A 19,087-nucleotide genomic window follows, 5' to 3' on the forward strand; every position below is an offset into this window, starting at 1 on the left:
GGCGAACATTTCATCGCTGATAAAAGTGGCGATACCATTTCACAAATTCCGCTACACCCGCTTCCACCGTCACCTGAGGGTGGAAGTCGACCCATTGGGTCAATGCCGACACGTCAGCCCAGGTCTTGACCACATCGCCAGGCTGCAGTGGTAGAAAGTTACGCTGCGCCTTGATCCCCAGCGCCGATTCCAGACAATCGACGAACTCTAGCAGAGCTACCGGCATGCCACGCCCGATGTTGAAAATCCGGTTAACGCCGTCGCCCTCCCCGTCCGGGATCGGCGGCCGTGGGCGCAGACGGGCGATGCTTTCGACAATGTCGTCGATGTAAGTGAAGTCGCGCGCCATCTGGCCGTGGTTATAGATATCGATCGGCAGGCCGTTGAGGATCGCTTCGGTGAACTTGAACAGCGCCATGTCGGGGCGCCCCCAAGGTCCGTAAACGGTAAAAAAGCGTAGGCCGCTGGCCTTCAGACCATACAAATGACAGTAGCTGTGAGCCATCAACTCATTGGCACGTTTGCTGGCCGCGTACAGTGAAATGGGGTGATCGACAGCGTCTTCGACACTGAACGGCATTTTGCTGTTGGTACCGTACACCGAGCTGCTTGATGCATAGATCAGGTGCTCGGGGCGATAGTGACGGCACGCTTCCAGCACATTCAGAAAACCCACCAGGTTCGATTGCGCGTAGACGTCCGGGTTGTCCAGTGAATAGCGAACACCCGCCTGGGCCGCCAGGTGCACAACGTCGGTAAAACGATGTTCTTTGAACAACGTCATCAATGCCGGTTTGTCGACGATATCCAGGGTCTGAAAACGAAAGCCTGGCAAGGACGCAAGCTCGTTGAGCCGTGCGCGTTTAAGCTCAACGCTGTAATAGTCGTTGAGGTTGTCGATACCTATGACTTCAAGACCTTCCAGGCACAAACGCTTAACAGTGTGATACCCGATGAAACCGGCAGCGCCAGTGACCAGAACGGTCATAGGGAGTACGCGCCGGTCAGCGCACTGTTTTTGGCCAATACCCACGTCAGCTTCATGCTTTGCTCCATAGTCCAGTCAATAAGGCTTGTATCGTCGATGGGAGAACTGCCAGATGCCCACAATGAATCCCGCCAGTTCTCGGCCATGCATACGTTGCTCGTCGGATTGTAAAAATAGCGTTAATTATTCATTTAGGTTTTGTGATGATTGCCAAGAAGGCGTGACGAATTCAGTTGCCATTGACACACGTCAATCTAAAGTGCATGCCAGCAGGAGAAAAAATCGCCCCCGGGAAGGATAAAGAACCATGAGTACTGAGCAAGAAACAACGTTCGACGAGCCGCGGCTTAACAGCACGGAAATCCGCATACTGGGCTCGTTGATCGAAAAACAGGCCACCAGCCCGGAAACCTATCCGCTGACCCTCAATGCGTTGGTGATTGCCTGCAACCAGAAAACCAGCCGCGAGCCGGTGATGAACCTTACCCAGGGTCAGGTCGGCCAAAGCCTGCGCGCCCTCGAAGGACGTGGTTTCACCAAACTGGTGATGGGCACCCGTGCGGACCGTTGGGAGCATAAGGTCGACAAGGCCCTGGAATTAGTGCCCGCCCAGGTGATTTTGACAGGGCTGTTGTTCCTGCGCGGCCCACAAACGGTCAATGAACTGCTGACTCGCAGCGGCCGCATGCATGACTTCGAAGATGCCGAACAGGTGGTGCATCAACTGGAACGGCTGATTGCTCGCGATCTGGCACTGCTGATTCCGCGCCAGGCTGGGCAGCGGGAAGACCGCTACATGCACGCCTTGGGGGACCCGGCGGACATCGAAACGATCCTGGCGGCACGGCAGAACCCGACCGAGCGTGGCGCGGGTGGTGGCGTATCGGTTGAGCGGATCGAAGAGCTTGAGGCGCGAATTGCGGCGCTGGAAGAGCGTCTGGCCCGCCTCGAATAACCCGGTGCAACGCACATATTAATGTGGAAGCGAGCTTGCTCCCACATTAGGTTTGCGGTGCTTCTACTCGCCGTCCCAATAATCCACGCCGTCGGCCGGCCTGGCGACGGCGACGAAGCCCGAGGCATTGCCCTCGGCGTCGACCTTGAAGTCGTCCATCACCGCATACTTGCCGGAATCCGGGTACTCGCAAATTTCGGGTGATTGTTGGGTGCTGACCGCCAGGTAGCGCAGCTCAGCGTTGCTGGTGTTGATGATCTGGTGCGCGGTTTCAGGACCGCCCGGCGGGCAGGCAATGACATCACCGGCGCGAACGGGAAAGCGCTCGGCGCCCAAGCGAACCTCCCCTTCCCCGGCCACGATGTAAAACATCTCCTCGTTGACCCGATGACTGTGAAACGGGCTGCCACGCATCCCCGGTTCCAGCACGTACAGGCGATAACCCAGCTTCTGCGCGCCAAGTTGCTGGCCGATGCGCGCCTGCCGTTGCTGATAGCGGTCGGCGGTGTCTCCCGTCGGGGCAAACGCTTCGGGCAGCGGTTCAAGTTCGGCCTGATCCAGATTAAGAATGGCAGGATGCATGAGTCACCTCAGTCACGGTTTGCTTGCTGGGCACCAGGAGAGCCAACGCCACTTCGGGCAAATTCCACGGCTTTGTGAAACTGCTCATCGGTCGGCCGCACGCCGGTGTACAGCACGAACTGCTCCAGCGCCTGGATCGCGATCACTTCCAGCCCGGTGATCACTCGCTTGCCTTCAGCACGAGCGCGCACAATCAACGGTGTTTCCGAGGGGACTGCCACTACATCGAAGACAATCTCGGCAGCAGCGATGGTTTCAACATCGAACGCCAGCTGATCGGCCTCGGGGCCGGACATGCCAATCGGTGTGACGTTGATCAGCATCTGCGGCCGCTCCGAACCCAGCTCCACTTGCCATCGATAGCCCAGCGATTCGGCCAACGCACATCCGGCACGCTCGTTGCGGGCTACGATCAGGCCATTTTTGTAGCCACCATCGCGCAAGGCACTGGCCACAGCCTTGGCCATGCCGCCGCTGCCGCGCAGGGCAAAGGTCAATTGCTTCGGCACCTGGTGGGTTTCAAGCAACTGGGCGATCGCGATGTAATCGGTGTTGTAAGCCTTGAGATGGCCGTTAGTGTTGACGATGGTGTTGATCGATTGAATGGCCGCAGCGGAGGGATCCAGTTCATCGACCAGCGCAATGCAGGGCTCCTTGAACGGCATCGACACGCCGCAACCACGAATCCCCAAGGCGCGAATGCCACCAACGGCGCCTGGCAGATCCTGACTGCTGAAGGCTTTGTAGTAAAAATTCAGGTCCAGTTGCTCATACAGATGATTGTGAAACCGCAAACCGAAGTTCCCGGGACGTGCGGAAAGCGACATGCACAGCTGGGTGTCTCTGTCGGGGTTCATCTGCATGAAAAATCTCCTTGAATAGCACTTTCAGATGGACGGGATTAGCCAATCCATCGGGTCTGATCGATCATAACGGCGTGTCTGCACGCGGCCCCACTGAACCGTAAAGAAACTAGTACAGACCTTACACAAAATTTACCCAACGGCTGTGCTGATTTTGAAAAAAACGCTGTCTTAGAAGTATCCCCGCGACAATCCTTGGGTCTATTGCAGACTCAAGCGCCGGGGCGAAGAACCGAGGAACTATCATGATCCGTAAAATCCCCACAGTAGCCTTGCTGATCGGTGCTTTTGCTATCGCCGGGCAGGCAGAGGCTGGCGGCGGTCACGGCGGTCACGGTTGGGAAGGGCCGGCGGTATTTGGCGCGATCGTTGGCACGGCCATCGTCGGTTCGGCCATCATCAACAGCAACCGCCCGGTCTATGTACAGCAACCGGTTTACGCTGAGCCACAACCGGTTTACAACGGCCCGCCACCGGTTTATTACCAGCCGGCACCGGTCTACGTGCAACAACCGGTCTATTACGGCCCGCCGCCGGTTTACTACGGCCCGCCACGTGGTTACTACGGTCCACCGCGCGGGTACTACGGCCCTCCCCACGGTTATGGCCGCTGGTAACGGAATCATCAGGCCCCGCCTCAACAGCGGGGCCTTTTTTGTGACCGTCCGTCGGCAGAGGTCTGGATAAATCTCGCCAAGGTCGCTGTCGGGACAGTCTTTGCGGTTCAAGTTGGCAAGATTGACTCGCCACCCTTCCCCCGCTTTGGGGAAAACGGTCATATTTATGTCATGTCAGGTCCGCAATCTTGGATCTGTCCGTTAACAACAGGTTGATAAAAACAAGGACGACCTCATGCCCACGCAAAACCCGCACCGCATTGTCGGCTTGTGCACTTCCAGCAAGGTGTACAACGCACTGACCGAACTCAAGCACCTGGAAGGCCATCGCAGCGCCAAGTTTCTTTCGCTGCTGGCAGAAAACCTGGTGCGAAAAGGCCTGCTCAACGAGCAGGAAGTGGTTCATATGCTGGACCTGGTGGTCGACTGAACCGATGACTCATTGGCATCAATGACGACTATCGAAAGCGTTGATTGTCCGTTCAGGCGTCAGGTCCGTAAGGTAGCTCCATTGATTGATGGAGGTACTTATGTCCCAGGTTCAGATCATGTCCGTTATCGGCAGCGCCGTTCCCGCACCGCTCAGAGAGCTAGGATTGCTCGCCTGTTGGTACCTGGTGCAGGACGGCGAACCGATCAGCGGTCCGCTCACCTCGCTGCCGGCTGCCCAGGCACTGTCGCAACGCATCCGCCAAGTCCAAATCAGCGCTTAAGGCAGCTGCACCCGCGGCTTGGTTTCAATGAAGATGGCCCAGCTCGACATAAACAGCGCAGCGATCAGCGGCCCGATCACAAAGCCATTGAGGCCGAAGACCGCCAGACCGCCAAGGGTCGAGATAAGGATCAGATAGTCCGGCATCTTTGTATCCTTGCCCACCAGGATCGGTCGCAGCACGTTATCCACCAGGCCGATCACAAAAACCCCGTACAGCCCCAGCACCACGCCCTGCCAGATCGCTCCGGCGAATAGGAAAAACGCCGCCACCGGCGCCCAGACGATCCCTGCCCCCACCGCTGGCAACAGCGACAGAAACGCCATCAGCACCGCCCAGAGCAGCGCGCTCGGAATATCCAGAAACCAGAAAATCAAACCGCCCAATGCACCCTGCGTGATCGCCACCACCAGGTTGCCCTTCACCGTCGCCCGCACTACGCGATTGAACTTGAGTTGCAAACGACGTTTCTGGTGCTCCTGCAGCGGCACTGCAGCGCGAACTTTGCGGGCCAGTTCGGCGCCGTCCCGCAGAAAGAAGAACAGCAGGTAAAGCATGATGAAAAAGCTCACCAAAAAATCGAAAGTGCCCTGACCGACACTGAAAACCTGCGTGGCGACAAACTCATTGCCTGTCACTGCACTCTTGATGATTTTCTCCCGCAGCCCGTCCAACTCGCCAACCCCGGCCCGATCGAGCAAGTGCTGGAAGTACGGCGGCAGGCTGTGTTTGAAATGCGTCACATACCCGGCGATGTCCAGTTCGCCGCTTTCGATGCTCTTGTACACCGCGGCCCCTTCTTGAACCAGCAAGATACTGAGGACAATCACCGGCAGAATCGCGATCACCAGGCAGATGCTCAGGGTGAGCAGCGACGTCAGATTGCGCTCCCAGCCGAACTTCAGTTGCAGTCGTCGCTGCAGGGGCGCGAAGAGGATGCCGAGGATCACCGCCCAGAACACTGCACCGTAAAACGGCAGCAAAATCCAGATAAACGCGGCGGTGACCAGCCCTAGCAAGATCACCAGTGATTTGTTTTGTACTGTCTCTTCGTTCATGTCCGATCCATGTCAGTCCGCAAGGACACAATGTCGCGTCCTGATGCTTAGTCCGCCACGGTTCGCGCGAGTGCCATCCGTTTGTTCATCAAGCATAGATCCAGATCAATGAACCCCGCGGGCAAGCCGCTTACTCTCGGCGGCTTTTGTGACCGACTCTGCCATGACTCTCCTGCCTCCAGAACTGCTCGCCCCCGCCGGCACCCTGAAAAACATGCGATATGCCTTCGCCTACGGCGCCGATGCGGTGTACGCCGGTCAGCCGCGCTACAGCCTGCGGGTGCGCAACAACGAATTCGATCACGCCAATCTGGCCCTCGGCATCCACGAGGCCCAGGCTCAAGGCAAGCGCTTCTATGTGGTGGTGAACATCGCCCCGCACAACGCCAAACTGAAAACCTTCCTCAAAGACCTGGCGCCGGTGATTGCCATGGCGCCGGACGCGCTGATCATGTCCGATCCAGGCCTGATCATGCTGGTCCACCGACATTATCCGCAGATGCCGATTCACCTTTCGGTACAGGCCAACACGGTGAACTGGGCCAGTGTCGAGTTCTGGCAGCAACAAGGCTTGAGCCGGATCATCCTGTCACGGGAACTGTCCCTGGAAGAAATCGCCGAAATCCGCGAGCAGGTCCCGGCGATGGAACTGGAAGTGTTCGTCCACGGTGCCTTGTGCATGGCCTATTCCGGTCGCTGCCTGTTGTCGGGTTACATGAACAAGCGCGACGCCAATCAGGGCAGTTGCACCAATGCCTGTCGCTGGAAGTACTCGGCGCAGCAGGCCACGGAAAACCAGCTCGGCGAAATCGTTCAAACCTTCCAGCCCGAACCGACCCTGGGCATCGGCGCCCCGACCGATCAGGTGTTCCTGTTGCAGGAAGCCAATCGGCCCGACGAATTGATGCCGGCCTTCGAAGACGAGCACGGCACTTACATCATGAACGCCAAGGACCTGCGCGCGGTGCAGCATGTCGAGCGCCTGACGCAGATGGGCGTGCACTCACTGAAAATCGAGGGCCGGACCAAATCCCACTTTTATTGCGCGCGGACCACTCAGGTTTACCGTCGGGCGATCGACGACGCGGTGGCCGGTCGCGAGTTCGACCGCAACCTGATGACGGACCTGGAATCCCTCGCCCAGCGCGGCTACACCGAAGGTTTTCTGCGGCGGCATGTGCATGACGAATACCAGAACTACCAGCACGGCAGTTCGGTGTCGGAGCGGCAGCAGTTTGTCGGCGAGCTGACCGGCGAGCGGCGTGACCGGATGGCGGAGGTCAAGGTGAAGAATCGATTTGGTCTGGGCGACCACCTGGAACTGATGACGCCCAAGGGCAACTTCCAATTCGATTTGCATGATCTGCAAAACATCAAAGGCGAGCCGGTCGAGGTGGCGCCGGGGGATGGGCATACGGTGTATCTGCCGATTCCGGATGCGGTGGATTTGCAGTTTGGGTTGTTGATGCGCGATGTCAGCGTCGCATGATCAACAAGAACGCACACAATCCCTGTGGGAGCGGCGGTGCGGCGATCCGACTTGCTCGCGAATGCGGTGTGTCAGGCAACTCAGATGTTGAATGTGAGTCCGTCTTCGCGAGCAAGTCGGATCGCCGCACCGCCGCTCCCACAGGAACTCAGGCGAACTCTTGACGCAACATCCCCACAAACGCCTCCCGCGCCGGGTGAACCCCGGCGTTTTCATGCCAATAAAACAGGTTGTCGATGGCGGTCAATTCGGGGAACTCATAGCCCACGCAACCGGCGCCTTTGGCGTACTGATCAAACACGCCTTTAGGCACCAGCGCGACACCCGCCCCGGCACTGACGCAGCCGACAATCGCCCCGTAACTGGCCAGGCTGACAATCGGCAATGCATGCCCCTGCCGCAGCAACCAATGCTCCAGCGCCGCCCGGTAGGGACAACCCTGAGGCCACATGAATACGGTCTTGTCCTGCAAATCCGCGATGTCACGCACCGGCCTCAGGGACGTCGAGGCAATCAGCAGTAGCTCCTCACGGTACATCGGCGTGCGTTTGAGGTGTGCGCGCTCGACATCCACCGCGACGATCGCGCCGTCGAGCCGGTGGCTGAGTGTGTCGTCGAGCAATTGGCCCCAGGTGCCGGTGGTCAGTTCCAGTGCCACCGCCGGGAAACGTTTGTGGAATTTCGCCAGCAAACGCGGCAATCGACCGGTCGCCGACGACTCGATGGCGCCAATGCGCAACGGCCCGGACGGCTTGGCCGAAGGGTCCACCGCGCGCTTGGCTTCCGCCGTAAGGGCGAGAATTTTCGCGGCATAAGCCAGAAAGGTCTGCCCCGCCGGGCTGATTCGCAGCCCTCGGCCCTCGCGCAGAAACAGCGCGACACCCAGCTCCGCTTCCAGGGACTTGATCCGTGCCGTGATGTTCGACGGCACGCAATGCAACAACTCGGCCGCCCGGGCGATACTGCCGACTTCGGCGACGGTCTTGAACATGCGTATCTGTGCCAGCTCCATACATCACCCAAAGTGAAGAGTTGACGCACTATAAGTCAGTTGTGGAGAACAGTCAGGCTTCTGATACTGGATGCATCCGCCTACAGGTGCCCGATCATGAAGCCACTCACGCCCTCCCCCGGTTCTCCCGTCAAAATCTTCCTGGCCATGGCATTTGTGGTCGGCTGCTGGGGTTACTCACCGACCGGCATTCACATCGGTTTGCAGGCCTATGAGCCTGGTCATCTGGCCTTGCTGCGGTTTCTGCTGGCGTCAGCATTCATGGCGGTGGTCGCAGTGTTCCGAGGCATCAGCCTGCCGAACAGGCGTGACCTGCCGCTGCTGTTCGCGCTCGGTTTCTTTGCCGTGAGCCTGCACCATGTCGCGCTCAACTTCGGCCAGCAAAGTGTCAGCGCCGGCGCCTCCAGTGTGTTGGCGCAATCGACGCCGTTGTTCAGCACGTTGCTGGCGCGTTTCGTCTTCAAGGACCGGGTGAGCGCGTGGCGCTGGGGCTGCGTTTTACTGGGATTGATCGGCGTGGTGATTGTGGTGGCCGGGGATCAAGGACTGGGGAGCATCGACGCCCATGGATGGCTGATTGTGTTGGCGGCGGTTTCGTGGAGTTTTTACTTTGCCTTGCAGAAGCATCATTCGCGGCGCTACGACGGGCTGACGCTGGTGTGTTACACGGTTTGGTTCGGGACGCTTTTGCTGTTGGTTTATCTTCCGGGGCTGGTGAGCCAGGTCATCACCGCTCCGGTTGAAGTGCAGCTTGCGGTCATCGGGTTGGGCATTTTTCCAAGTGCCCTTGCGTATCTCGCCTGGGCGTATGTGCTGACTCATGTGGATTTGAGCCGTGCAACGATGACGCTGTATCTGATTCCACCGACCGCCATGGCGATTGCCGCTTTTGCGCTGGGCGAGCGGCCGACGTTGATGATCGTTGCGGGAGCACTGGTGGTGCTGGTCAGTGTGCTGGCATTGAACCTGGAGCGGCGGGTGGTGGTTCCGGTGGCCAGCATCTGATCGCTGATTTGTGGTGAGGCGTCAGGCGCCTTCGTCGGAACGCCGCCCGGAGCAAGCCCGCTCCCACACTGATCACATGAACACTGGAAATCAAATGTGGGAGCGGGCTTGCTCGCGAAGAACGATGACTGGGTTAGCCTGCTTCACAAAAAATCCGGCGCACTGACCGGGTTCTGTTCTGGGCCGTACTCGATGGAAGCAGGGCCGCGGATGAGGTGCTATCGAGTAGACAAACGGTAGTCAGCGATCGGCCGAAAACCGGTCGCGGCTGTTGGTCAGGTGCAGCCACATCGCCGCCCGCGCCGCGTCCGGATCCTGGCGTTTGATCGCATTGAGAATCGCCTCGTGCTCAAGGTTGGCCAGTTGCCCGAGCTTGCTCAAGTCCACTGCGCCGCGCTCGGCGGCATTGACGCGGGTGCGCGGGATCATGGCGCTGCCCAGATGCTGCATGATTTCGGTGAAGCACACGTTGCCGGTGGCTTCGGCGATCAGCAAGTGGAAGCGCTTGTCGGCTTCGACGCAGCTGTCGTTGTTGGCCAGCAGGCTTTGATAGTCGTCCAGCGCTTCGCGCATCTGCGCCAATTGATTGTCCGTGCGACGGGTTGCCGCCAAAGCGGCGGCCTGGGTTTCCAGACCCATGCGCAACTCCAGAATGCTGCGCACCCCCAGCGCGGTATCGACGTTCAACCGCAGCCCCTGCTCCGGTGCTCGCTCGATAACAAAGGTGCCGATGCCGTGGCGGGTTTCCACGAGACCTGACGCCTGCAACTTCGAGATCGCCTCGCGCACCACCGTGCGACTGACCCCGTGCTCCTGAACAATCGTGTTCTCCGACGGCAGCTTGTCCCCGGGCAGCATCTGGCCAAGCAAGATGCTCTGGGTCAGTTTGGCGACCAGGTCATGGGCCAGGTTGTGGGTGCGCTTGCGGGCAGGCGCGTCGAGGTCTTCTTGCATGGCGATCATCCGAAAGCAGGGCTACCGGAATCGTAGCACTGCGTTCGACGGGAATCTCAGGAAAACGTCAATCAACTTGTATGACAACACTCAACAAACAGGGTATTAGAGCCCATCATCAAGGTCATGCATCACCGCAAAAGAATAATAAATACTCTACAAAGCGCCATTTTGTTGGACAACCGCTCTTGCGGGATGAAAAAACGTAGTTGTATGATGTCTATCAACATCGCGATACCCAGTCACACCCCGCATAAAAATAATCAGTGGGAGATAACGCAGTGAATACATCCATATCCGGGATGAACGATGGCGCCGATTCGGTCCTGAAGTCCGCCATCTCGAAAGTGAAACGCCATGTTCTGCCGCTGTTCGTGATCATGTTCATCGTCAACTACATTGACCGCGTGAACATCGGCTTCGTCCGCGCCCACATGGAACATGACCTGGGCATCGGCGCTGCCGCCTACGGCCTTGGCGCCGGGCTGTTCTTCATCGGTTACGCGCTATTTGAAGTCCCCTCCAACATCCTCCTGCAAAAAGTCGGCGCGCGAATCTGGCTGACCCGCATCATGCTGACCTGGGGCCTGGTCGCCGCTTGCATGGCGTTCATCCAGAACGAAACCCACTTCTACATCTTGCGATTTCTGCTGGGCGTGGCCGAAGCCGGGTTCTTCCCCGGAGTGATTTACTACTTCACCCGCTGGTTACCTGGCGTTGAGCGCGGCAAGGCGATTGCCATCTTCCTCAGCGGTTCGGCGATTGCTTCGCTGATCTCCGGCCCGCTGTCCGGGTTACTGCTGCAAATCAGCGGTTTCGGGATGCACGGCTGGCAGTGGATGTACTTCATTGAAGGGATGTTCTCGGTCGGGCTGTGCGTGTTCGTCTGGTTCTGGCTGGACTCCAAACCCCACGACGCCAAATGGCTAAGCCGTGAAGAACAGGACGCGCTGGTCAAGGCCATCGACGACGAACAACTGGCCCGCGAAGCCGCGACGCCGATCAAACCGTCACTGGGCACGCTGCTCAAGGATCGCCAGATCATCCTGTTTTGCCTGATCTACTTCTTCATCCAATTGACCATCTACGCCGCGACCTTCTGGCTGCCGAGCATCATCAAAAAGATGGGCGACCTGAGCGATATTCAGGTCGGGTTGTTCAACTCGATTCCATGGTTGCTGTCGATCGTCGGCATGTACGCCTTCGCTTCGCTGTCGGCCAAATGGAAGCATCAACAAGCGTGGGTCGCCGCGGCCCTGCTGATCGCGGCGGCCGGGATGTTCATGTCCACCACCGGCGGGCCGATCTTCGCCTTCGTTGCGATCTGCTTTGCTGCGTTGGGTTTCAAATCGGCGTCGTCGCTGTTCTGGCCGATTCCACAGGCCTATCTGGATGCGCGGATCGCTGCCGGCGTGATCGCGCTGATCAACTCGGTGGGCAACCTCGGTGGCTTCGTCGCGCCGACGACGTTCGGCCTGCTGGAAGAACGAACCGGCTCGATTCAGGGCGGGCTGTACGGCCTGGCCGCGACCTCGATCATTGCCGCGATCATCGTCTTCGCCGCACGCAATAAACCGAAATCCGCACCTGCCATTGCATCGGCCAAACAAGCGCCCAACCTCGCCTGAACATCTGTTTTGAAGGACATAACAATGAACACACAAGAAACCGCCAAAGCCCCGATCATCACCAGCATGCAGGTTGTTCCGGTGGCCGGCCACGACGGCATGTTGCTCAACCTGAGCGGCGCCCACGGGCCGTTTTTCACCCGCAACATCGTGATCCTCAAGGACAACGCCGGTCACACCGGCGTCGGTGAAGTACCGGGCGGCGAGCGCATTCGCCAGACCCTGGAAGATGCGCGCAGCCTGGTGGTCGGCAGTCCGATCGGCACCTACCAGAAGATCCTCAATCAAGTGCGCCAGACCTTCGCCGATCGCGATGCCGGCGGTCGCGGGTTACAAACGTTCGATTTGCGCATCACCATCCACGCCGTCACCGGCCTTGAAGCTGCCCTGCTCGATCTGCTCGGCCAGCACCTGGACGTGCCGGTCGCGGCCTTGCTCGGTGAAGGTCAGCAGCGCGATGAAGTGAAGATGCTCGGTTACCTGTTTTACGTCGGTGATCGCAACGAAACCGACCTGGCCTACCGCAGCGAGCCGGACGCCGACAACGACTGGTTCCGCGTGCGTCACGAAAAAGCCATGACCGCCGATGCCGTGGTGCGTCTGGCCGAAGCGGCTCACTCGCGCTACGGTTTCAAGGACTTCAAACTCAAGGGCGGCGTGCTCAGTGGCGATGACGAAATCGAAGCCGTTACCGCCCTGGCCGAACGCTTCCCCGATGCGCGCATCACCCTCGATCCGAATGGCGCGTGGTCACTGAAAGAAGCCATTCGCCTGTGCCGGGATCAGCATCACGTCCTGGCTTACGCCGAAGATCCGTGCGGCTCGGAAAACGGTTATTCGGGCCGCGAAGTCATGGCTGAATTCCGTCGCGCCACGGGTTTGAAAACCGCCACCAACATGATCGCCACCGACTGGCGGGAAATGGGCCACGCGATCCAGTTGCAATCAGTGGACATTCCCCTGGCCGACCCGCACTTCTGGACCATGCAGGGTTCGGTCCGCGTGGCGCAGATGTGCCATGAGTGGGGCCTGACCTGGGGTTCGCATTCCAACAACCACTTCGATATTTCCCTGGCCATGTTCACCCACGTCGCGGCCGCCGCGCCGGGTGAAATCACCGCCATCGACACGCATTGGATCTGGCAGGACGGCCAGCGCCTGACCAAAGCGCCGCTGCAAATCGTCGGCGGCTGCGTACAAGTGCCGAAGAAACCCGGGCTGGGCGTCGAACTGGACATGGATCAGTTGGCCAGGGCCCATGAGCTGTATAAAGGCATGGGACTGGGCGCCCGGGATGACAGCGTGGCGATGCAGTTTCTGATTCCGGGATGGAAATTCGATAACAAGCGGCCGTGTCTGGTGCGCTGAGTCCGCGGTCGCGCCTGGCCTGTTAACTATCAGCCCGACCCGCCTTTGGGCGGCCGGGTTTAAAAAACGCTCGGAGCGTAGCGTTTAACCCCCTAAAATGGCGCGCAATCGAATCAATGACGGACCAAACCAACATGGATAGGCTGAAAACTCTCGCCGTTTGCGTGGCGCTGCTCGCCACCGGCCAATGCGTCGCACAGGATCAAATCGAGACGGTGGTGAATGCCGCCGTACGACCGGTCATGCAAGCCCAGGCCGTTCCTGGAATCGCCGTGGCCGTGACCGTCAACGGAAAGCCGTATTACTTCAACTACGGGGTAGCTTCGAAAGAGAGCGCACAACCCGTCACTGAAAACACCCTGTTCGAGATCGGCTCGGTGAGCAAAACCTTCACCGCCACCCTCGCCGCCTACGCTCAGGCCACCGGCAAACTGTCCCTGTCGGACAAGGCCAGCAACGTGCTGCCGGATCTGCGTGGCAGCGCGTTCGACACCATCAGCGTGCTGCAACTGGGCACCTACAGCGCCGGTGGCCTGCCACTGCAATTCCCCGACGATGCCGATGCACCGGACAAGATGCTCGGCTATTTCAAGCAGTGGAAACCGACCTACATCGCCGGCACCCATCGGCAGTATTCGAACCCGAGCCTGGGGTTGTTCGGTTACCTCGCCGCCCAAAGCATGGGCGCACCGTTTGATGACGTGATGGAAAAAACCCTGCTGCCGAAACTCGGACTGAAGCACACCTACCTCACGGTGCCGCAGGCTCAAATGGGGCTTTACGCTCAAGGTTACAACAAGGATGACAAGCCTGTGCGGGTTGGGCCGGGGGCACTGGATTCGGAGGCTTATGGCGTCAAAACCAGCGCTGCGGACCTGATTCGTTATGTTGAAGTGAACATGAAACCGTCGGGACTTGAAACGCCGATGCAGCGGGCCGTCGCCATCACTCACAACGGGTATTACAAGGTCGGCGACATGACCCAAGGCCTGGGATGGGAGTTCTACCACTATCCGGTCACCCTCGATACGTTGCTTGCTGGCAATTCGACGCAGATGGCGATGGAGGCTCACGAAGTCCAGTGGCTGACCCCGCCGCAACCTCAACCAGAAAACGTATTGATCAACAAAACCGGCTCAACAAGCGGCTTCGGTGCCTACGTGGCGTATGTGCCATCGAAAGACATCGGCATTGTGATCCTGGCCAACAAAAACTACCCGAACCCTGAGCGGATCAAGATTGCTCATACGATATTGAGCGCACTGGCGAAGTAATCTAGTACCCCTTACCTGTGGGAGCGAGCTTGCTCGCGATAGCAGTCTGATAGTCGAAATAGATGTCGAATGTGATGGCCTTATCGCGAGCAAGCTCGCTCCCACAGGGTTTGGCAGTGACAAACAAAATGGGCGACCCCTTTGAGGTCACCCATTGTCGTTACTGCGTCAACTCAATGCCTAGTCGGCGGCTGAGCGTCAGGTGCATCGCTTCTCGGATCAAGATTTTCCCGTGCCTGATTCACCAACAACTCGGCGACCGCCGCCAATTGTTGAATCGACAGCAGCACCTTGCGGTTCGAGCCTTCCAGTTTTCCGGCAAAACTCGCAATCAGGACATTCAGGGTGGCAAGGTTTTCGCAGGCCTGATTTAGCAGGGTTAGTGTGTCAACACCAGGAGCAACAGTGAAAATCTGCTGGGTCGTGGCAGTACGCCTGGGGTTTCGGGCGACTGCGCCTTTTGCGGTTTCACACAGCTTCGCGGGATCGAGATGATCGGCGTCGGTTAGGGTTTGCGGTTGATGCTTGCTGAACTTTTTCACAGACGAGGCTCCTTTTTGTGCCATTGGTGTTTTCGTCCCTGGATCCCTCAGTGTCGCGGATTCCGACGTCCGACCGCGATTTCGCGGTGGCTGACGAAGGCTAGCGGTGCTCTCTGACAGAAACCAGTTCATAAAGACCGACAGGACTTGCAGGAAACTTCCGAGACCAATAGAAGCCAGTACATCTCACCCCGAAACACCCGATTTTTTTTTGTAGCAGCTGCCGAGCAAACAAAATGGGCGACCTCTTGAGGTCGCCCATTTTTCATTGTTGTAGCAGCTGGCGCAGGCTGCGCCAGCTGCTACAAAAGTCTGCGTTTAATCATCCGGCATTTCAGGCGGCTTGGCGGGCTTCGCCGGTTTGCCTGGTTTTGCGCCCTTGGCGCCCTTTGCACCATTGACCGGTTCAGCCGCTTCAACAGGGGTCGCGACCGTCGGCGCTGCGGCTTCTTTTTCGGTCGCTGGCAGGGCGTCGATCGTGTCGAAAATTTTCTTCAAATCGACCGATTTTGATTCATCCCCCGAACTCTCAAACTTCTTCTCGCCGTCCTTGCCCACCAGGATGACTTTGCTCTTCGCGCCGGCACCCAACTTGAGCGAGCGGATCAATGCCGCCGTGTCTTGTGGCCCCAGGTCTTTGCCCTCGCGCTGGCCCATCAAATTGAGCACGGTGTACAGGACCATGTTTCGCTCGGTGAACCCCTTGCGGTTGGCCGGCTCATCCAGCGACTTTTTCAGGCTGACCCACGTGGGATCGACCGTACTTGGAGCGATGACAATCAATGGCCGGGACCTGCCCTTGTCCATATCCAGCGGTGAGCCGTCATCGGCAGCGAACAAGGGGCCGGTGAAAGCCAGCAGGGTAGTCAGGGTCAATGACCTGATGAGCATGCGCATCTCCTTTTGATATCCACGCTCTAATGATTGCGCATCGCGGCGTTCGTTCCGGGTGACGCTCGCAATTATGTCTCGCCTTGCCCCAAGCTTAGGTCAGGGCGGTCATTGCGCAACAGGCTGAGCTAATCTCATAGCTCAAAAACAACGCCCTGATTTGCCGTGAGGACCTGTGCATGAGCGCTCAGTTGAACCACACCATCGTCTGGTGTCGCGACAAGCAGACATCAGCCAACTATCTGGCAGACATCCTCGGCCTGCCCAGCCCCGAACCCTTCGGACCGATGCTGATCGTCAAGTTCGACAACGGTGTGTCGCTGGACTTCTACGACAATGACCCGCCGATTGCCTCCCAGCACTACGCGTTTTTGATCGGTGACGACGATTTCGATGCGGCCTTCACCCGCCTGCAAGCCAGACAGCAACCCTGGTGGGCCGACCCCGATAATCGGGGCTTTATGGGTTAAATTTTACAAAATCACCTCTGGTACACGCTAAAAGGCCAGTTTGTACCCGATCAGCACCAGCATCGTAGCCAGGCAAGGCCGCAGCACTTCATCGGAGATGCGGCCCGTCAGGTGGCTGCCCAGGTAAATCCCCGGCAGCGAACCGATCAGCAAATAACCCAGCACGTGCCAATCCATGTTGCCCATGCTCGCATGGCCAAGGCCGGCAACCAGGGTCAGCGGTACGGCGTGCGCGATTTCCGTGCCCACCAGGCGGCGGGTCGGCAACAGCGGATAGAGAATGAACAACGCGACGGTGCCCAGGGCGCCAGCGCCGATGGAGGTCAGGGCAACCATGGTGCCAAGGACCAAGCCAGTGATCACGGTCAGCGCATTCAAGCGGTTGCCGCTGGGGTTGTAATGACCGCCCGCGCGTTTGTGGGCGAAATCGAGCAGGCGTTTCTTGAAGAAAATCGCCAGCGCCGTGGCAAACAGGACAAAGCCCAACGCCTGTTTGATGACCGCATTCATCGCCTCGGGCGACGTTTGCAAGGTGCTCAGGAACCACAGCGTCAGCGCCACTGCCGGCACACTGCCAAGGGTCAGCCAACCGGTAATGGCCCAGTCGATGTTCTTGTTCTTTCTATGAACCAGCACACCACTGGACTTGGTGATCGCCGCGTACAGCAAATCCGTCCCCACTGCGGTGGCCGGATTGACCCCGAACCACAACAGAATGGGAGTCATCAACGAACCGCCACCGACCCCGGTCATCCCGACAATAAAGCCGACCACCAGACCTGCCACGACTAAACCGAAATTACCGAATTCCATTAACACGCCCACAAAAAACGCATGAAAAATCTGCCCCGCAGCATAGCGATTTTTCTTATAACCAGTTATATCGATGCGATCTATCTTTATGCACTTCCCTGCTTACTGAACCGGCAAGAAATTCAAAAACAGCAAACTCTGCGCGTAATTCAAGCCGATCCGTCGGTAGCGCTCGTCCAGCATCTGCGTCAGCAGATCCAGCCGCGCGACGATCTTGCCGAACTCCACGGCAAAACTCAGGTTGCTGCCCTCCTCCGAGATTTCATTGGAGAACAGCAACGGCTCGCCGTTCTTGCTTTGCCGCTGGCTGAGTATCCAGGTGGCTTTCTCTATGTTGCGGGCAGCGTTGCTGACGAACGTCGGGTTGATCGCATCCGTCATGTAGAACTCGAGCCGATTGCCGTGGGCGGTGACGAGCATGCTGCCGATGGCATAGATGAAGGCACCGACCCGGTCGCCGAGAAACTCCGGGCTCATGGCATAACTCAGCGCAGCCAGGTCTTTTTTGCCCCCCAGGGTCGGCAGCGGTTGTTGCTGTTCGATGGCCATGCGCACTTGCTTGCCAGCGGTGCGGGCGTCGAGGAAACCGGATTTTTTCAGCTCGTCCGGGTTGCGCAGGTAAAGCTTACTCATCAGCAGGTAGAGGCTGTCGAGGTTGTCGCGCATCGCCAGGGTCGCTATGCGGTCGACGCTGGTCTGGAGGAACTCCTGGGGTTTGCCCTCGCGGAACTGGCTGACGATCTCGTTGCCCTGCTGCTGGCTGCACCCGGAGGCTGCGAGCATCGACAAGCAGGCCAACAGCAGGCAACGGCGGCGGATTGACGGGGTGGTGCGGGGTAAAACTCGAGCCATGGGTTCTTGAACTTGGGCATGGGCCGGCGGTGGGGATTCGCCGCAGGCTGGCCAAGGATAGAGCCGTGATTCCTGAAAAAGTGCAGTGCCGACGGTCCGTAAGCGTTGGCAAGCACGTGCTCGAAGGAACCACCGGGCTATTCTGCTGCCCACTGAAGTATCGATCGAAATTCAGAAAGGAGGTTTGAATGCGGACCCTCGAACTGGCCGGCGTCAATGTACCGGTCATAGGCCAAGGCACCTGGCGCATGGGCGAAGATCGTTCCCGGCACACCCAGGAAGTGGCGGCATTGCGCCTGGGCATCGAATTGGGCATGACCCTCATCGACACTGCTGAAATGTACGGCGAGGGCGGCGCTGAGGAAGTGGTCGGTGAAGCCATCGCCGGCAGGCGTGACGAAGTGTTTCTGGTCAGCAAGGTTTACCCGCACAACGCCAGCCGCAAAGGTATCCCCCAGGCGTGCGAACGCAGTCTGCGGCGGCTGGATACCGATTACATCGATCTCTACCTGCTGCACTGGCGCGGCCAGTACCCCCTCGAAGAAACGGTCGAAGCCTTCGAGCGCCTGCGCGAAGAAGGCAAGATCGGTCGCTGGGGCGTCTCCAATTTTGATGTCGACGACCTGGAGGAACTGGCCTCACCGGCCTGTGCCACCAATCAGGTGCTCTACAACCTGGAAGAACGCGGCATCGAGTTTGATCTGTTGCCCTGGAGTCGCCAGCATCAAATGCCGGTCATGGCCTACTGTCCGATCGGTCAGGGTGGGCCTATGCTGAACCATACAACGCTCAAACAAATAGCCGCCCGTCACCGTGTGACGCCGGCCCAGGTAGCGCTGGCATGGATGCTGCGTAAGGAAGGCGTGATCGCCATCCCCAAAGCGGTCCGACCCGAGCACGTGCAACTCAACGCGCAAGCCGCACAATTGCAATTGGAGACTGGGGATCTGGAGGCGCTGGACCAGGCGTTTCGCGCGCCACAACGCAAACAGCGGTTGGCCATGGTCTGAGCC

The 19,087-nt window shown here is 58.7% G+C and carries 20 protein-coding genes and 1 pseudogene; 11 read left to right on the forward strand and 10 right to left on the reverse strand.

Annotation, left to right across the window (positions count from 1 at the left end; genetic code table 11):
- Positions 1-10: 10 nt before the first annotated feature.
- A complete protein-coding gene (locus tag CUN63_RS02650) occupies positions 11-988 on the reverse strand; it encodes an NAD-dependent epimerase (RefSeq protein ID WP_129437039.1) in 978 nt (325 codons plus the stop codon).
- A gap of 307 nt (positions 989-1,295) precedes the next feature.
- On the opposite strand from CUN63_RS02650, the gene CUN63_RS02655 reads away from it, so the two are divergent.
- Positions 1,296-1,943: a YceH family protein gene (locus tag CUN63_RS02655; RefSeq protein ID WP_129437040.1), complete on the forward strand. Its 648-nt coding sequence runs from the start codon at positions 1,296-1,298 to the stop codon at positions 1,941-1,943.
- 63 nt (positions 1,944-2,006) lie between these two features.
- Here the strand turns inward: CUN63_RS02655 and CUN63_RS02660 are convergent, their stop codons facing one another.
- Both CUN63_RS02660 and CUN63_RS02665 read right to left on the reverse strand, forming a co-directional pair.
- Positions 2,007-2,525 (reverse strand): cupin domain-containing protein, encoded by a 519-nt coding sequence (locus tag CUN63_RS02660; RefSeq protein ID WP_129437041.1) that lies wholly within the window; start codon positions 2,523-2,525, stop codon positions 2,007-2,009.
- A gap of 8 nt (positions 2,526-2,533) precedes the next feature.
- The gene (locus CUN63_RS02665) at positions 2,534-3,388 is read right to left on the reverse strand and encodes a shikimate 5-dehydrogenase (RefSeq protein WP_129437042.1); all 855 of its coding nucleotides are present in this window, start codon (positions 3,386-3,388) and stop codon (positions 2,534-2,536) included.
- 245 nt (positions 3,389-3,633) lie between these two features.
- Here CUN63_RS02665 and CUN63_RS02670 point away from each other — a divergent pair, with 245 nt between their 5' ends.
- The 3 genes from CUN63_RS02670 (at position 3,634) to CUN63_RS02680 (ending at position 4,718) form a co-directional block, all read left to right on the forward strand.
- A complete protein-coding gene (locus CUN63_RS02670) occupies positions 3,634-4,005 on the forward strand; it encodes a hypothetical protein (RefSeq protein ID WP_129437043.1) in 372 nt (123 codons plus the stop codon).
- A 235-nt stretch (positions 4,006-4,240) separates the two neighbouring features.
- The gene (locus CUN63_RS02675; RefSeq protein ID WP_003179723.1) at positions 4,241-4,435 is read left to right on the forward strand and encodes a hypothetical protein; all 195 of its coding nucleotides are present in this window, start codon (positions 4,241-4,243) and stop codon (positions 4,433-4,435) included.
- A 100-nt stretch (positions 4,436-4,535) separates the two neighbouring features.
- On the forward strand, positions 4,536-4,718 hold the full coding sequence (locus CUN63_RS02680) for a hypothetical protein (protein WP_129437044.1): 183 nt from the start codon (positions 4,536-4,538) through the stop codon (positions 4,716-4,718).
- Here the strand turns inward: CUN63_RS02680 and CUN63_RS02685 are convergent.
- On the reverse strand, positions 4,715-5,776 hold the full coding sequence (locus CUN63_RS02685; protein WP_129437045.1) for an AI-2E family transporter: 1,062 nt from the start codon (positions 5,774-5,776) through the stop codon (positions 4,715-4,717). The genes CUN63_RS02680 and CUN63_RS02685 overlap by 4 nt on opposite strands.
- A 163-nt stretch (positions 5,777-5,939) precedes the next feature.
- Between CUN63_RS02685 and yegQ the strand changes: the two genes are divergently transcribed.
- Positions 5,940-7,265 carry a tRNA 5-hydroxyuridine modification protein YegQ gene (gene yegQ, locus CUN63_RS02690; protein WP_129437046.1) on the forward strand — a complete coding sequence of 442 codons (1,326 nt, stop codon included), beginning with the start codon at positions 5,940-5,942 and terminating at the stop codon, positions 7,263-7,265.
- A 148-nt stretch (positions 7,266-7,413) separates the two neighbouring features.
- On the opposite strand, the gene CUN63_RS02695 is transcribed toward yegQ, so the two are convergent.
- Positions 7,414-8,277, reverse strand: coding sequence for a LysR substrate-binding domain-containing protein (locus CUN63_RS02695; RefSeq protein WP_129437047.1), 864 nt, complete (start codon positions 8,275-8,277; stop codon positions 7,414-7,416).
- Between the two features lie 96 nt (positions 8,278-8,373).
- Here CUN63_RS02695 and CUN63_RS02700 point away from each other — a divergent pair, with 96 nt between their 5' ends.
- Positions 8,374-9,282, forward strand: coding sequence for a DMT family transporter (locus tag CUN63_RS02700; RefSeq protein WP_129437048.1), 909 nt, complete (start codon positions 8,374-8,376; stop codon positions 9,280-9,282).
- Between the two features lie 240 nt (positions 9,283-9,522).
- On the opposite strand, the gene CUN63_RS02705 is transcribed toward CUN63_RS02700, so the two are convergent.
- Positions 9,523-10,236, reverse strand: a complete 714-nt coding sequence (locus CUN63_RS02705) for a FadR/GntR family transcriptional regulator (RefSeq protein ID WP_129437049.1) — start codon at positions 10,234-10,236, stop codon at positions 9,523-9,525.
- 281 nt (positions 10,237-10,517) lie between these two features.
- On the opposite strand from CUN63_RS02705, the gene CUN63_RS02710 reads away from it, so the two are divergent.
- From CUN63_RS02710 to ampC, 3 genes are all read left to right on the forward strand, one after another.
- Entirely contained in the window at positions 10,518-11,864 is a 1,347-nt protein-coding gene (locus CUN63_RS02710; RefSeq protein WP_129437050.1) for an MFS transporter, read from the forward strand.
- 24 nt (positions 11,865-11,888) lie between these two features.
- A complete protein-coding gene (gene gudD, locus CUN63_RS02715) occupies positions 11,889-13,232 on the forward strand; it encodes a glucarate dehydratase (protein ID WP_129437051.1) in 1,344 nt (447 codons plus the stop codon).
- 116 nt (positions 13,233-13,348) lie between these two features.
- The gene (gene ampC / locus CUN63_RS02720) at positions 13,349-14,506 is read left to right on the forward strand and encodes a class C beta-lactamase (protein WP_371928206.1); all 1,158 of its coding nucleotides are present in this window, start codon (positions 13,349-13,351) and stop codon (positions 14,504-14,506) included.
- Positions 14,507-14,679: 173 nt separating this feature from the next.
- Here the strand turns inward: ampC and CUN63_RS02730 are convergent, their stop codons facing one another.
- Positions 14,680-15,048: a DUF6124 family protein gene (locus CUN63_RS02730; RefSeq protein ID WP_129437053.1), complete on the reverse strand. Its 369-nt coding sequence runs from the start codon at positions 15,046-15,048 to the stop codon at positions 14,680-14,682.
- A gap of 318 nt (positions 15,049-15,366) precedes the next feature.
- Positions 15,367-15,939 carry a DUF4174 domain-containing protein gene (locus tag CUN63_RS02735; RefSeq protein ID WP_129437054.1) on the reverse strand — a complete coding sequence of 191 codons (573 nt, stop codon included), beginning with the start codon at positions 15,937-15,939 and terminating at the stop codon, positions 15,367-15,369.
- A gap of 179 nt (positions 15,940-16,118) precedes the next feature.
- On the opposite strand from CUN63_RS02735, the pseudogene CUN63_RS02740 reads away from it, so the two are divergent.
- Positions 16,119-16,385 (forward strand): annotated as a pseudogene (locus CUN63_RS02740) (VOC family protein); the annotation flags it as partial.
- 51 nt (positions 16,386-16,436) lie between these two features.
- On the opposite strand, the gene CUN63_RS02745 reads toward CUN63_RS02740, so the two are convergent.
- Positions 16,437-17,222 carry a sulfite exporter TauE/SafE family protein gene (locus tag CUN63_RS02745; RefSeq protein ID WP_046047606.1) on the reverse strand — a complete coding sequence of 262 codons (786 nt, stop codon included), beginning with the start codon at positions 17,220-17,222 and terminating at the stop codon, positions 16,437-16,439.
- Between the two features lie 102 nt (positions 17,223-17,324).
- Positions 17,325-18,074 (reverse strand): hypothetical protein, encoded by a 750-nt coding sequence (locus tag CUN63_RS02750; RefSeq protein WP_129437055.1) that lies wholly within the window; start codon positions 18,072-18,074, stop codon positions 17,325-17,327.
- A gap of 188 nt (positions 18,075-18,262) precedes the next feature.
- Between CUN63_RS02750 and CUN63_RS02755 the strand changes: the two genes are divergently transcribed.
- The gene (locus tag CUN63_RS02755; protein ID WP_129437056.1) at positions 18,263-19,084 is read left to right on the forward strand and encodes an aldo/keto reductase; all 822 of its coding nucleotides are present in this window, start codon (positions 18,263-18,265) and stop codon (positions 19,082-19,084) included.
- The last annotated feature ends 3 nt before the right edge of the window (positions 19,085-19,087 follow it).

Source organism: Pseudomonas sp. ACM7, assembly GCF_004136015.1.
Lineage (GTDB): Bacteria > Pseudomonadota > Gammaproteobacteria > Pseudomonadales > Pseudomonadaceae > Aquipseudomonas > Aquipseudomonas frigoris.